General features: G+C 52.1%; 16 protein-coding genes. 2 read left to right on the forward strand and 14 right to left on the reverse strand.

The features are described from left to right. Nucleotides 1-91: 91 nt before the first annotated feature. The 13 genes from fliR to fliF all read right to left on the reverse strand — a co-directional run bounded on the left by fliR (nucleotide 92) and on the right by fliF (nucleotide 10766). Entirely contained in the window at nucleotides 92-877 is a 786-nt protein-coding gene (gene fliR / locus MNO13_RS08685; protein ID WP_064545505.1) for a flagellar biosynthetic protein FliR, read from the reverse strand. Beyond that, nucleotides 874-1143: a flagellar biosynthesis protein FliQ gene (fliQ, locus tag MNO13_RS08690; protein WP_064545507.1), complete on the reverse strand. Its 270-nt coding sequence runs from the start codon at nucleotides 1141-1143 to the stop codon at nucleotides 874-876. Before fliQ ends, fliR begins: the two co-directional genes overlap by 4 nt. A gap of 11 nt (nucleotides 1144-1154) precedes the next feature. Continuing rightward, nucleotides 1155-1892 carry a flagellar type III secretion system pore protein FliP gene (gene fliP / locus MNO13_RS08695; protein WP_064545509.1) on the reverse strand — a complete coding sequence of 246 codons (738 nt, stop codon included), beginning with the start codon at nucleotides 1890-1892 and terminating at the stop codon, nucleotides 1155-1157. Next, nucleotides 1892-2284 (reverse strand): flagellar biosynthetic protein FliO, encoded by a 393-nt coding sequence (gene fliO / locus MNO13_RS08700; protein WP_241939804.1) that lies wholly within the window; start codon nucleotides 2282-2284, stop codon nucleotides 1892-1894. The genes fliP and fliO overlap by 1 nt, the downstream gene beginning before the upstream one ends. Nucleotides 2285-2288: 4 nt before the next feature. Beyond that, complete coding sequence (fliN, locus tag MNO13_RS08705) at nucleotides 2289-2699, reverse strand: flagellar motor switch protein FliN (protein ID WP_064545513.1); 411 nt, start codon at nucleotides 2697-2699, stop codon at nucleotides 2289-2291. Further along, the gene (gene fliM, locus MNO13_RS08710; protein WP_064545515.1) at nucleotides 2696-3700 is read right to left on the reverse strand and encodes a flagellar motor switch protein FliM; all 1005 of its coding nucleotides are present in this window, start codon (nucleotides 3698-3700) and stop codon (nucleotides 2696-2698) included. The genes fliN and fliM overlap by 4 nt, the downstream gene beginning before the upstream one ends. 4 nt (nucleotides 3701-3704) lie before the next feature. Continuing rightward, on the reverse strand, nucleotides 3705-4172 hold the full coding sequence (gene fliL, locus MNO13_RS08715; protein WP_064545585.1) for a flagellar basal body-associated protein FliL: 468 nt from the start codon (nucleotides 4170-4172) through the stop codon (nucleotides 3705-3707). Between the two features lie 124 nt (nucleotides 4173-4296). Further along, nucleotides 4297-5517, reverse strand: a complete 1221-nt coding sequence (locus tag MNO13_RS08720) for a flagellar hook-length control protein FliK (RefSeq protein WP_241939805.1) — start codon at nucleotides 5515-5517, stop codon at nucleotides 4297-4299. Then, nucleotides 5514-5960, reverse strand: coding sequence for a flagellar export protein FliJ (fliJ, locus tag MNO13_RS08725; RefSeq protein ID WP_064545519.1), 447 nt, complete (start codon nucleotides 5958-5960; stop codon nucleotides 5514-5516). Before fliJ ends, MNO13_RS08720 begins: the two co-directional genes overlap by 4 nt. Nucleotides 5961-6042: 82 nt before the next feature. Then, a complete protein-coding gene (gene fliI, locus MNO13_RS08730; RefSeq protein ID WP_241939806.1) occupies nucleotides 6043-7401 on the reverse strand; it encodes a flagellar protein export ATPase FliI in 1359 nt (452 codons plus the stop codon). Next, complete coding sequence (fliH, locus tag MNO13_RS08735; RefSeq protein WP_064545523.1) at nucleotides 7401-8102, reverse strand: flagellar assembly protein FliH; 702 nt, start codon at nucleotides 8100-8102, stop codon at nucleotides 7401-7403. Before fliH ends, fliI begins: the two co-directional genes overlap by 1 nt. Further along, nucleotides 8095-9087, reverse strand: a complete 993-nt coding sequence (fliG, locus tag MNO13_RS08740; RefSeq protein WP_064545525.1) for a flagellar motor switch protein FliG — start codon at nucleotides 9085-9087, stop codon at nucleotides 8095-8097. The genes fliH and fliG overlap by 8 nt, the downstream gene beginning before the upstream one ends. Next, complete coding sequence (fliF, locus tag MNO13_RS08745) at nucleotides 9084-10766, reverse strand: flagellar basal-body MS-ring/collar protein FliF (RefSeq protein ID WP_064545527.1); 1683 nt, start codon at nucleotides 10764-10766, stop codon at nucleotides 9084-9086. The genes fliG and fliF overlap by 4 nt, the downstream gene beginning before the upstream one ends. 217 nt (nucleotides 10767-10983) lie before the next feature. On the opposite strand from fliF, the gene fliE reads away from it, so the two are divergent. Next, complete coding sequence (gene fliE / locus MNO13_RS08750; RefSeq protein ID WP_121813821.1) at nucleotides 10984-11295, forward strand: flagellar hook-basal body complex protein FliE; 312 nt, start codon at nucleotides 10984-10986, stop codon at nucleotides 11293-11295. Between the two features lie 487 nt (nucleotides 11296-11782). Further along, the gene (locus MNO13_RS08755) at nucleotides 11783-12163 is read left to right on the forward strand and encodes a hypothetical protein (protein ID WP_121813819.1); all 381 of its coding nucleotides are present in this window, start codon (nucleotides 11783-11785) and stop codon (nucleotides 12161-12163) included. Nucleotides 12164-12371: 208 nt separating this feature from the next. Here MNO13_RS08755 and MNO13_RS08760 read toward each other — a convergent pair whose 3' ends face one another. Then, nucleotides 12372-12884 (reverse strand): serine acetyltransferase, encoded by a 513-nt coding sequence (locus MNO13_RS08760; protein ID WP_064545532.1) that lies wholly within the window; start codon nucleotides 12882-12884, stop codon nucleotides 12372-12374. Between the last annotated feature and the right edge of the window lie 63 nt (nucleotides 12885-12947).

Consider the following 12947-nt stretch of genomic DNA (forward strand, 5'->3'; position numbering starts at 1 on the left):
GCATATAAGCCGCGCCGGATATATCCTGGTGGATGTTATTTAAGAAAGCTTTTAGGAATATCCTCATGAAGGCTATACAAATAATGTGGGATTAATTTGCGGGTATTTCACTCACAATATCAGCAAGCAAATTAAATACTTCACTAAATAAATGTTCGGCGAAAGGAGCCATCAAAGGAATTAAGGCAGTCATGACTAACATGCCGACGGCAAGAGTCAGTGGAAAACCAATCACAAACACCGAAAGTTGTGGGGACATACGGTTGAGTAAACCCAGAGCAATGTTCAGGGTCAGCAATAACGTTATCAGCGGCAGTGCCAGCATCAAACCGTTAAGGAAGATTAAACCACCCGCACGCGTCAGCGCCATAAACGCATTACTGTTGATCGGGTCACCGCCGATCGGCAGGGTGTGAAAAGTGTCGACCAGCATCGAAATCAGCCATAGATGACCGTTAAACATCAGAAACAGCAGCATCGCCAGCATATCTATAAACCGCGCCAGCACCGGCATGTTCAGACGGCTGCCAGGGTCAAAGAAGGTGGCGAAAGACAGTCCCATCTGTAAACCGATGATTTCCCCGGCGGTGCGGATAGCAGCAAAGGCAAACTGCATGGTGAAGCCCAGCGCAATGCCAATCAGAATTTGCTGTGCGGCGAGCCAAAAGCCCGCCGCTGAGAAAATAGTCACATCAGATGCGGGAATGGTGGGGGCGATTATCCAGGTGATCATCAGCGCGAGGCCGACTTTCACCTTTTTGGAAATAGAACGCTCACTGAGAATGGGAGCGGTTGAGATCAGGGCCAGAATACGAATAAATGGCCAGAATCCCATACTCAGTAAGGTGAGCCACTGCCCGCTATCAACGTGAATCATCCAATGTTCATCGGGATGTTCGTTAGCAGCGTGCGCATGTAGTCCAGCAACAGATTAAGCATCCATGGCCCGGCGACGATAATCGTGACAAACACCGCCAGAATTTTTGGGATGAACGAAAGAGTCATTTCGTTAATCTGTGTGGCGGCTTGCAACATGCTGATGATAAGACCGGTGACCAGAGCCACCATCAACAGCGGGGCGGCGAGCGCCAAAGCCACTTTCATCGCTTCGGTGCCCATCATCATGACCGACTCAGGAGTCATCTTTTTCCCCTCTAACTGTAGAAACTTTGCGCCAGCGAGCCGACCAGCAATTGCCAGCCATCCACCAGGACAAACAGCATTAATTTAAAGGGCAGGGCAATGGTTGCCGGTGGCACCATCATCATCCCCAACGCCATCAGCACGCTGGCGATCACCAGGTCGATAATCAAAAACGGAATGAACACCGTAAAGCCAATCTGGAAAGCCGTTTTCAGCTCGCTGGTAACATAGGCCGGAAGCAATATGCGCATCGGTACCACTTCCGGGCCTTCGAGCGGTGGCGTATTCGCCAGACGGGCAAACAACGCCAGATCCGCTTCACGGGTTTGGCGCAGCATGAACTCGCGCAGCGGTTGAGAACCTTTTTCCAGCGCTTCATCCATCTGGATTTTGTTTTCACTAAACGGCTGATAGGCATCGGTATAAATTTTATCGAACACTGGCGCCATAATGAAAAAGGTTAAAAACAGCGCCAGCCCCAGCAGCACCTGGTTTGGCGGTGCAGACGGCGTACCCAATGCACTACGCAGCAGGCCAAAAACAATAATGATGCGCGTGAAGCTGGTCATCATCAGCAAGATGGCCGGTAAAAAGGTCAGCGAGGTGATAAACACCAGCGTCTGAACCGGTAGCGACCAGCTTTGCCCGCCGTTGGACATCGGCTGGCTGATAAGCCCCGGTAATTGTGCGAAGGCGGCTGGCATCACAAGCAGCAAGCCGAGCAACGAGAAGGGGATCCAACGTTTCATCAATCTTTCCCGTTACGTTTAAGCAGGTTTTTCATCAGGCTTTTTTTCATCAAATCATGGAAATCAGCAGGGGCAACCGGGGAAACCGTTTCACTGACCGCTGCGGCGGGCAGCGTATGCAGATGAGTAATTTGCCCGGCGGTGACGCCAAGTACCAGACGCGCGTCTGCGACATCCACAATCACCACCCGTTCGCGAGCGCCAACGCTACAACTGGCGCTGACTTTCATCTCTTTGCTGGAGCCGTTTTTGGGTGCCAGGCCAAAACGTTTTGCTACCCAGGCGGCAAGTAAGATAAAAATAATAATCGCCGTTAAGGCTCCGCTCACTTGCACCAACGAAGAGCCGGTGCTGGCGGCAGTCGGTTGCTGTACTGTTGCCTGGGTTTTCATCGAATTAACGGCTCAGACGACGCATACGTTCAGATGGCGTAATGATGTCGGTGATGCGCACACCGTATTTGTCGGCCACGACGACCACTTCACCCTGGGCAATCAGATAGCCGTTGATCAGAATATCCAGCGGTTCGCCTGCCAGGCCATCCAGCGCCACCACCGAACCTTGCGATAAACGCAGCAGTTCTTTGATGGTCATACGGGTACGGCCCAGTTCCACTGTCAGCTTGACCGGAATGTCCATAATCAGGTCGATGTCCTGCATCGCCCCGGCAATGTCATTGCCTTCCAGCGCACGGAACACGCTGTCAGCGGTACTCTTGGTGGAGACTTTTTGTTCGTTTAGCGCATCAGCCCACAGATCGTCCACGGAGCCTGCATTGTCGTCGGACGGTTGATTAATATCACTCATTTGGGCTGTTCCTCGTTCAGCGAATTCAGGATTGGGTTGATCAAATGTTCGACGCGCAAAGCGTACTGACCGTTAAGTGTGCCGTACTGACTGGTCAGCACCGGAACACCGTCAACGTGCGCCAGAATGCGCTCCGGTTTATCCATCGGCAGCACGTCACCAGGTTTCAATTTTAAAATTTGCGACAGACGCAGCGGTATGTCAGCGAAGTTGGCGATCAGTTCCAGTTCGGAGTGCTGAACCTGGCGCACCAGCGTATCGCGCCAGCTTTGGTCTTCCTGGCGGGAGTTTTCCAGCGGCGGATTCACCAACAGCTCGCGCAACGGTTCAATCATGCTAAATGGCAGGCAGATATTAAACTCGCCGGTCAGGTTGCCTATCTCGACATGGAACGGAGTGTTCACCACGATGTCGTTTGGCGACGTGGTGATGTTGGTAAATTTCACCTGCATCTCGGAGCGCACATATTCCACATCGAGCGGATAAATCGCTTTCCACGCATCGCTGTACGATTCCAGTGCCAGTTTCAGCATGCGGTTAATCACCCGCTGTTCGGTATGGGTGAATTCGCGGCCTTCCACTTTTGTCGGGAAACGCCCGTCGCCACCAAACAGGTTATCCACGGCGATAAACACCAGGCTCGGTGAAAACACGAACAAACCGGTACCACGCAGCGGTTTGAGGTGCATCAGGTTGAGGTTGGTGGGTACCGGCAGATTGCGGGCAAATTCGTGATAGGGCTGAATGCGGATCGCCCCGACCGTGATGTCCGGGCTACGGCGTAACAGGTTAAACAACCCCATACGGAACTGACGGGCAAAACGCTCGTTGATAATTTCCAGCGCTTGCAGGCGTTCACGCACCACACGACGCTGAGTGTTAGGGTCATACGGACGAATGTCCGTTTCTGGCGACGAGCCAGCTGTCGGTTCGTCGCTACTGTCACTGTCGCCATTTAACAGTGCGTCAATTTCGGCCTGAGAAAGAATGCTATCGCCCATGGGATTACCGCAAAATAAAGGCGGTATACAGCACGTCGCTGACTGCCTGTTGGGGTTGCCCGGCGACAAGCGGTGGAGCCAGCGTATTCTTGATGGCTTCAACCAGTTTTTGTTTGCCTTCATCGGTCGCCAGGGCTGCACCATCCTGACGGGAGAACAGCAGCAGCAAGCGGCTACGCACTTCTGGCAGGAATTCGCTCAGGCGTTGACGCGTGGCATCGTCTTTCAGACGCAACGTGATACCGATGTACAACACGCGGTCAGCGTCACCGAGGTTAACGGTGAACGTATCCAGTGCGTAAAACACGGGCGCGGGTGGTGGCTCCGGTGCTTTCGTCTGAGCAGAAGCCGGTTCTTGCTTCATACGCCAGTAGCTGTAACCTGCGGTAGCACACGCTGCAAGAGTAATCAGGACCAGTAACATCATCCAGATGGAGCCCTTGCGGCTTTTTGGCAAAGCGGTGTCAGTCATAAAACGCATCTTTCCTGTATCGGTACTGCATATGGGTCAATTATCCCGTGTCTGCGGGCGTTCAAAGGCCCGAAAACAGGGGATTTTTATCTCTACATCTGACGTTTAGCTTAGGGAGAGCGACTCAGGCAAAAATATCCACCGCGTTATTTCCCGACGCTAAACGTTGAATACTGGCAGGAACGGCCAGCGATTCAGACTCTCCCATCGACGGGAAGCTGCCTGCTGAACGTTGTGCCTGTTGCTGCTGTTGCCCGGATTGCTGTTGTTGCTGTTGTGCAAAACTTTCACTGCTGATACTGCTTTGCCCCAGTTGAATGCCGCTTTCCGCCAGCGCAATACGCAAGTTGGGCAGCGTGGCTTCGAGTGCGGCACGCACATGGCTGTGGGCTGAAACCATCTGCAATTGTGCCTGGTTATCGTCGAGTTTCATGCTGATTTGAATCTGGCCGAGATCTTCAGGATGCAAACGTAGCTCAGCCGTTTGCTGGCCCTGGCGGGTGAATAAAGCGATGTGCTGGCTTACCGACTGCTGCCACTCCTGGCTTCCCAGTTGTGCGCTAATCTGTGGTGCGACAGGCACGGCAATTTGAGTTGTGGCCGGTGTGGCAACGGTTGCGGTACTGAAGGCTGGCGCGGTGAGCGTTGATGTAGTGGCCGTATTGTTGGCGGCATTATCGCGGCTGCCATTTTCCACATTGTTTAAGGCGGCGAAGGTTTTCGTGTCGACCACGGGTTCGTTGCTGGTGGACGGCGCAGTATTCCCTGGCGTGGATTTATCCAGAAGCCCAGGGGTTTTGTCCAACGCGCTAGCGTTGTCACGGCTATCCGTCGTCAGGGTGTTTTTGATACCGCTGCCTGCGAGCAAAACATTTAGCGCGTTTGAACCCTCGCCATCCGTTTCAGGCTGCATATTCAGGGCGCTGGCGGTTGGCGTTTGCTGCGGCAACATGGCAAACAGGGCGCTCAACGCCTGCATATCCGCATTGCTCAGGGTATGGTTTTGCTCACTCGGCGCTTCAATTTGCGCTGTTTTATCGTCGCTGCTGGTTTTCTTCACATTAGCAAGCAGGGCGGAAAGTGCTTCTGGCGTGTCGAGATTGCTCAGCAGTGAGGCGAGAGTTGCTTTTTCATCGGCAGTGCTGGTGCCTTTGCTCGCCGTTTTATTCAGCGCGGCTTCAAGCGACACGGTTTTGCCGTCTGCCAGCGAAATCTCGCCGGGTAACGCTTTACCGAGCAGGCTCAGAAAATCTTCGCTGAAACCTTTATCTGCGACGGTGGCACCGCCCGCAGTAGTCGAGCGGCTTGCGACATCAGGAGAAGTGATTATCAGGGGCTGCATCATTGTTCGACCTTCCTCAGTGTTGCCCGCTGGGCATATTCATCCATCAGTTTTTGATCAAGCTTGTTTTCGGCCAGTAACACCTGCGCGGCTTTTCGGTCTTGCAAAGTTTGCCAGGCCTGTAATCTTTTTTGCTTCTCTTGCCAGAAGTTGAGCGCCAGGTTGACCTTATTGTTCCACTGCGAGAGTTGCTGGCGGTGCTGGTCAATAGCTTTCTCAAGTGTCTGTATAAACTGCTGATAATTCTGCCAACGGTTACTGGCGATCCCCTGGCTCATGTTGTCATTCAGGCTGCTGCTGTATTCAAACTGATAGTTAATCAGCATGTTGAGTTGTTCTTCCGCCTGCTGGCAGCCGCGACGCATTTCACCTAAGCGAACTGCTGCATCGTCGACCTCTTTTACTGCGAGGTCACACAGGGTATCCAGTGCGGTGCTTTGGTTCATACCGATCTCCCATCAAGCTAGTGTCGGATGGCGCTTCGCTTAACCGACCGACGAAACCCGTCATCCACCGTTGTTGTGAACATCAAACCCCAGGGAAAATAATCTCCAGTGACTGGCACGCTTCTTCCCAGCCGCTGCGCTCGAAAATCCCTTGCTGCAAAAAGGCTTCCAGTTGCGGCCACAACACAATGGCTTTGTCGAGCTGCGGATCGCTGCCTTTGGCATACGCGCCAACGCTGACTAAATCGCGATTACGCTGGAAGCTGGATAACAACTGCTTGAAGTGACGAACACGGGCGTAGTGTTGGTCGGTAATGAGTGAGGTCATGGCGCGACTGATGGAGGCTTCAATGTCGATAGCCGGATAATGTCCGCCTTCCGCAAGGCGGCGCGACAACACGATGTGACCATCAAGAATGGCGCGTGCGGAGTCGGCAATCGGATCTTGTTGGTCATCGCCTTCGGTCAACACGGTGTAAAACGCGGTAATCGAACCGCCGCCAGAGATGCCGTTACCGGCACGTTCAACCAGCGCCGGGAGCTTGGCAAACACCGACGGCGGATAACCTTTGGTAGCCGGAGGTTCACCAATCGCCAGCGCGATTTCACGCTGCGCCATCGCATAGCGGGTGAGGGAGTCCATAATCAGCAACACATGCTGACCGCGGTCACGGAAATCTTCGGCGATACGCGTGGCGTACGCGGCACCCTGCATACGCAATAACGGTGAAACATCTGCTGGAGCGGCAATCACCACAGAACGGGCGCGGCCTTCAGGGCCAAGAATATTCTCGATAAAGTCTTTAACCTCACGACCACGCTCGCCGATTAAACCCACCACAATCACATCAGCCTGGGTATAACGCGCCATCATGCCCAACAGCACGCTCTTGCCGACGCCGGAACCGGCGAATAGCCCCATACGCTGCCCGCGCCCGACAGTCAGCAGTGCGTTAATTGGGCGCACGCCGACATCCAGAACGTGTTCGATAGGCGTTCGTTGTAACGGGTTGAATGGCGCGGCACCCAGCGCCCCCATAGTGGTGGTTTCAGGGGCCGGAAGGCTATCTAGTGGACGGCCACTTCCATCAAGTACCCGTCCTAATAGTGCCGGGCCAAGTGGCAATTTTTTCCCGCTATGCAGGCCACCTTCAGCGGTGGCGCGCGCGTAAACGCGAGCACCTGGCAAGATCCCTTCGACTTCCTCAAGGGGCATCAGGAACAGTTTCTTGCCGTTAAAACCGACAACTTCGCACTCAATATCTCTGGAGTGCTGTTCGATAATGCAGGTCGCCCCAAGGGGCAATTGCAAACCGGTGGCTTCCAGCACCAGGCCGGTGGCCCGTGTCAGTCGGCCATAACGGCGAACGGTGGGTAACTGTGACATCCGCGCTTCGAAATTATCGAGCGTGTTGAGCCAGCGTGTTAAACGGGCAGTCATCACAACACTCCTGGAGCTGCAAGGCGGCAGAGTTCCTGCCAGCGTGTTGCCACACTGGCGTCGAGGTCGCCTTCATCGGCAGACACTTTGCAGCCGCCTTGATGCAGACTTGGGTCGCCACGCAGACGCCAGCCATGCAGGCTGAGTGTTGCGCCGAGCATTTCTTCAACACGTTGTAAATCATCGGGATGCACGCGCAACTGTGGTTTGCCACTGAACAGCGGCTCTTGTTGTAAAAGCGCCTGGATCTGTTTAATCAGCGCACTGTTATCAATGCCTTTTGACTCACCAATAACCTGACGTGCCGCTTCCAGTGCCATTTGCATCAAACGCGAAGCGATGACGCTATCGAGCGCATCCAGGGTGTACTGGAATTCGCTAACCAGTTGCTGCATCCGCGCATGAACCGGTGCTTGCTGTTGCTTAGCTTCAGCCAGCCCCTGCTCCAGGCCTTGCTGAAAACCTGCGTTACGGCCTTCTTCTGCACCCGCTGTATGCCCTGCGGCATAACCCAGTTGATGACCTTGTTCGTGCGCCTGCATCTGCATTTGTGCCAGTTGCTGCTGCAAGTTGGGCTCGCTTTCTTCAGGCGATTCAGTGGGTTCATCTTCAGCATCAGAGGCGAACAATGGCTCAAATGCCTGCGACGGCGGTGCTAAATCGTCTGGCGTCCAGATTTTCCACGCAAGCCCGTTAGACATAAGTATCCTCGCTGGTGCCAATGACCATCTCGCCGGTTTCTGCCAGGCGACGAACGATAAGCAGAATGGCTTTCTGTTCGTTTTCTACCTGCGACAGGCGTACCGGGCCACGGTTGGAGAGGTCGTCGCGCAGAATATCTGCCGCACGTTGCGACATGTTGCGCAGGAATTTCTCGCGCAGTGGCTGTTCGGCACCTTTGAGGGCGATAAGCAGCGATTCGGACTCCACTTCCTGCAACAGGCGCTGGATGCTGCGGTCGTCGACTTCGACGAGGTTTTCGAACAGGAACATTTCGTCGATAATTTTTTGTGCCAGCTCGCCATCGAAGTCGCGAACGGCAGTGATAACCGCTTCTTCCTGCTGAGTTTTCATCAGGTTGATAATTTCTGCTGCCGTCCTCACGCCACCCATTTTGCTGCGCTTGAGGTTTTGGCCGTCGAGCAGGTTGTTGAGCACTTCGGTCAACTCAGCCAATGCCGCAGGCTGCACGCCGCCGAAGGTCGCGATACGCAGCATCACGTCGTGGCGTAAACGCTCGTCGAACAACGCCAGAATATCTGCCGCCTGAGCACGTTTGAGGTGAACCAGGATGGTAGCGATAATTTGCGGGTGCTCGTCGCGAATCAGGTCCGCAGCACTTTGCGGTTCCATAAAGTTGAGCGTTTCCATGCCCGACGTGGTTTCGCGGGTTTCCAGAATATCTTCCAGCAGGCTGGAGGCACGCTCTTCGCCCAGGGCTTTGATCAACACCGAACGCAGATAATCGTTCGCGTTGACCGACAACGCGGCGTACTGCTCGGCTTCTTGTTCGAACTCGGCCAACACCTCGGTCAGTTGCTTATTAGAAATCTGGCGAATGCTGGCCATCGCGGCACTGAGATGCTGGACTTCACGTGGACTGAGATGCTTGAACACCTCCGCCGCACGGTCTTCGCCAATGGTCATCAACAGAATGGCGCTTTTCTCTGTTCCGCTAATACTCATAGTTCGTTACTCATCCATTGGCGTATCACCAGCGCGACCACGCGCGGATCGTTATCAGACATCTCGCGAATACGCTGGCTCATGACTTCAGCGCCGAGGCGTTGGTTAACTTTGCGTTGCTGCTGCTGTTCGTCTTTCGTCAGGCGTACAGAAACGGCGTCTTCCTCTTCCACACGCTGGCGTTGGGCTTCAACCAGGGCTTGTTGTGCCATTTCTTTGCGTTGCAGTTGTGGGCGCACCACTTTGCGCCACAGCAGCCAGGCAACAATCAACACCAACAACCAACGACCGGCCGACATCAACATCTCGAAGAAGGCTTGTTGCTTCCAGAACGGCAGTTCCGCACTGGTTTCATCGCTGGCGCTAAACGGTGAGTTAACGACATTGAGCGTATCGCCGCGTTTATCGGAATAACCCATCGCTTCACGCGTCAGATTTTCAATTTGCTTCATCTGATCGGCAGTCAATGGCAGTGGTTTGCCATCGGTAAGCTGGCGGTAGTTCACCACCACCGCGACAGACAGCCGCTGAACATCACCGACGTTCAACTTGGTATGCAAAATGGTGCGGTCGACCTCGTAGTTGGTGGTCTCGTCACGCTGGGTGTTACTCGAGCCACTCTGCGCAGATGTGGATGTTGCCTGTGTTTGCTGCGGCTGAGCATTCGCTGGCGTAGCTTGTGGCGGTGTTGAAATGGGGGCGTTATTCGGTGGGGCAGGTTGGTTAGATAGTGCACCTGGCACACCACCTGGGTTACGGCCATTCACTTGCTCGCTTTGGTTAAGCTGGCGCGAACGCACCGCTGCCTGAGAGGGATCGCTGTTCGGGTGATACTGCTCTTGTGTTTGTTCTTTATTAGAGAAGTCAATTTGTGCGGTGACCTGCGCGTGGACATTATTGTTGCCGACAATCGGCCCAAGAATGGCTTCGATGCGGCGCTGGTAACGGCTTTCGACATCCATTGCATATTTAAGCTGTGCATCGTTAAGGTCACGGCCTGCGGTATTGGACTGCGTCAGCAAATGCCCGCCCTGGTCGACCAGCGTCACATTGCCTGGCGGCAAACCAGCAACCGCACTCGACACCATATGCACCACGGCACTGACTTGTCCTTCGTCTAACGCACGACCAGCTTCCAGGCTAAGTGTGACTGAAGCAGAAGGGGATTTTTGTTCGCGAACAAACAAAGAAGGTTTAGGCATCGCCAGATGCACACGCGCTGTTTTGACCGGGCCAAGCGTTTCGATGGTACGCGCCAGTTCGCCTTCCAGTGCGCGTTGGTAGTTCACCTGCTCGCTAAACTGGCTGATGCCAAACTTTTCTTGATCCAGTAATTCAAAGCCGACTGCGCCACCCTTCGGTAACCCTTGCTGTGCCATGCGCAAACGCAGATCGTAGACTTTATCTGCCGGGACCAAAATCGCGCTGCCGTTATCAGAGAAACGATAAGGCACATTCATCTGGGTCAGTTGAGTGACGATGGCACCGCCATCTTGCTCGGCCAGATTGCTGTACAGCACTTTGTAATCAGGCGTTTTGGCCCACAGCACCAGCGCGACAAGAATGGCGATAGCCGCAGCGCCTGCGACCGCTAGCGGGATTTTAGGATTTGCACGAATGCGGGCCAGCCACTCCTGGGTTTTGTTTTGCGGCGTTTGTGGCAGGCTTGCTGCGGTCATTGAGCACCTCGCAGCTGGGCGTAGACAACATATTTAATAGACAGAGTGAACAAAACGAGCTCCCACAACAAAAGTTCCACAAAGATGGCAACGTTATTATTTTCTTTCTTAGCGGTTTTGATGGCTGAATTAGCTCTATTTATTGCCGCTATTTAGCGCCTTTGTCCTGGTGACAAGGTGTTAATCTTGCCGCGTTTAAAATCACTGGGGCAGGGAAATGGCAATTCAAGGTATCGAAGGCGTACTTCAGCAGTTGCAGGCAACCGCGCTGTCAGCGGGGAATCCGGTTCAGAATTACGAGCCAAAAGTGAGTTTTGCCGGTGAGTTACAGGCAGCTCTTGGCCGTATCAGTGAAACGCAAACCGCTGCCCGTACTCAGGCTGAAAATTTTGCCCTCGGAACACCGGGTGTTGCGCTCAATGATGTGATGGTCGATCTGCAAAAATCGTCGGTTTCGCTACAGATGGGTATCCAGGTGCGCAATAAGATGGTGTCGGCGTATCAGGAAGTGATGAATATGCAGGTTTAGTGGTTTAAGCTATCTGATAAATAAAGAAATTATCAGGATATTACCACGTAGAACGTGAGAGTAGCCTCTTCAGGTAAGGCTCATTGACAGAGATGAGTTTGAGCAGATTTCTGTGCTCATTAATAGCATCCCAGATTTGGTCGTTAGTATCTCCATCCCATTCAGGATTCATTTTCAGTTCAGCCTTGAGCATTTTTAGCCTGATATGAATGGTGGCAATTTCGTCACGCCCACATTGGCGAGCCATTGCTATGAGGGCTGTCTCTGGTGTTCTCTCGTATGGAGATAAACCCACGCGGGATTTAGTGTAAAGGTTGTAAAGTTTGCTCATTTCAGGTGTGTTTTATTGGTTGAGGTTTCCTGAATGATTGCATCTGGTTGTTTCTCAAACAACAAACATTAAATCTATTTAACTGTATTTTTTTGCATGGCTCTGCGCCATCGCTGCTGAGAGCATGTGACAAAATGTTACATATGGGATAGGGATTTGAAAAAATTAATTATCGCTTCAATGGTTGTAGTAGTGCTTGCTGGGTGTGCATCATCGGGGAATAAGCATCTTCAAAAAGAAACTGAAGTCAGCATGCAGTCAAAAATTAAAGAAGGCTCTACCACCAAAACACAAGTTAAAAGCATGCTTGGCTCACCGGAAAATGTTTCTTTCACTGATGGTGGTAAAGAAATCTGGAAATACTCTTATGCCAAAGTGAAAGTAGACGGGAAATCATTCATTCCGTTTTATGGGCTGTTCCATAATGGCGCAAGCGGTACCAAAAAAGAGCTGACCATTCTTTTTAAGGGTGACACCGTAGAGAAATACACGATGGCTGAGTCAGCAATAAATACTAAATCAGGTTGGGCCGATTAATATTTATCTGATGTGCAGAACATCAACCTTCTTTGGAAACGGTTAAAAACGGGTTTTGTAGGGGGATAAGCGTCAGCGTCATCCACCATTTACGTCGGATGTCGCTGCGCTAATCCGACCTACGAAAAAGAGTTGTCATCTCTATCAATTTTCTTCCGGGGAGGGGTGAATTAAGTCAATACAACTAAAGTATGAGATTGAATGATATTTAGATGGTTAAAGTTTCGTGTTTTTCGAGAATAACCATTTTATTGCTGGAAATGACTGTGCTATTTGCTGGGACGCTTTTTAAAACCAACGTTCCAACGCCAATGGTCACGTTGTCGCCTATCTCAATATCATCACCAATGATGCACGAATGGGCGCCCATATTGACGTTGTTACCCACGTTAAATTTGATATCTACACCATTTTTATTGCTACCAAGGGTACAGAATTGCCGGATGGTAAAATTCTCGCCAATAATACAGTTTCTGTTAATAATCATTGAGTTGCCGTGCCATATTTTAAAGCCTTTACCAATCTTTAAATGATAATTCAGTTCGACACCAAACAATCCTTCATTAACCACTCGATTGAGAATCACAAACATCAATGAAAGCGGGTACAGCGCCTTTGTTTTGGCGTGAATAGTTGCCATTCTGAATATTAAAATAATGAGCTTAGATTTGGCAGTGTTGATTTTTAAGTCATATTTTAATGTCGACAAGAAATCACGCATGGCGTTGTTCCATTTTAGGGTTATAAGAATAATCTTAATTCATAATTGTTAACTCGCCATTGA

It is taken from the genome of Buttiauxella ferragutiae, assembly GCF_022637515.1.
In the GTDB taxonomy this organism is placed as follows: domain Bacteria; phylum Pseudomonadota; class Gammaproteobacteria; order Enterobacterales; family Enterobacteriaceae; genus Buttiauxella; species Buttiauxella ferragutiae.

What these genes read in the sequence shown, in the direction of transcription:
- fliI (WP_241939806.1), bottom strand. Translation starts at nt 7,401, where the DNA reads ATGACTGCCCGTTTAACACGCTGGCTCAACACGCTCGATAATTTCGAA.
- fliF (WP_064545527.1), bottom strand. Translation starts at nt 10,766, where the DNA reads ATGACCGCAGCAAGCCTGCCACAAACGCCGCAAAACAAAACCCAGGAG.
- MNO13_RS08720 (WP_241939805.1), bottom strand. Translation starts at nt 5,517, where the DNA reads ATGATGCAGCCCCTGATAATCACTTCTCCTGATGTCGCAAGCCGCTCG.
- fliE (WP_121813821.1), top strand. Translation starts at nt 10,984, where the DNA reads ATGGCAATTCAAGGTATCGAAGGCGTACTTCAGCAGTTGCAGGCAACC.
- fliG (WP_064545525.1), bottom strand. Translation starts at nt 9,087, where the DNA reads ATGAGTATTAGCGGAACAGAGAAAAGCGCCATTCTGTTGATGACCATT.
- MNO13_RS08760 (WP_064545532.1), bottom strand. Translation starts at nt 12,884, where the DNA reads ATGCGTGATTTCTTGTCGACATTAAAATATGACTTAAAAATCAACACT.
- fliN (WP_064545513.1), bottom strand. Translation starts at nt 2,699, where the DNA reads ATGAGTGATATTAATCAACCGTCCGACGACAATGCAGGCTCCGTGGAC.
- fliL (WP_064545585.1), bottom strand. Translation starts at nt 4,172, where the DNA reads ATGACTGACACCGCTTTGCCAAAAAGCCGCAAGGGCTCCATCTGGATG.
- fliO (WP_241939804.1), bottom strand. Translation starts at nt 2,284, where the DNA reads ATGAAAACCCAGGCAACAGTACAGCAACCGACTGCCGCCAGCACCGGC.
- fliJ (WP_064545519.1), bottom strand. Translation starts at nt 5,960, where the DNA reads ATGAACCAAAGCACCGCACTGGATACCCTGTGTGACCTCGCAGTAAAA.
- fliH (WP_064545523.1), bottom strand. Translation starts at nt 8,102, where the DNA reads ATGTCTAACGGGCTTGCGTGGAAAATCTGGACGCCAGACGATTTAGCA.
- fliP (WP_064545509.1), bottom strand. Translation starts at nt 1,892, where the DNA reads ATGAAACGTTGGATCCCCTTCTCGTTGCTCGGCTTGCTGCTTGTGATG.
- fliQ (WP_064545507.1), bottom strand. Translation starts at nt 1,143, where the DNA reads ATGACTCCTGAGTCGGTCATGATGATGGGCACCGAAGCGATGAAAGTG.
- fliM (WP_064545515.1), bottom strand. Translation starts at nt 3,700, where the DNA reads ATGGGCGATAGCATTCTTTCTCAGGCCGAAATTGACGCACTGTTAAAT.
- fliR (WP_064545505.1), bottom strand. Translation starts at nt 877, where the DNA reads ATGATTCACGTTGATAGCGGGCAGTGGCTCACCTTACTGAGTATGGGA.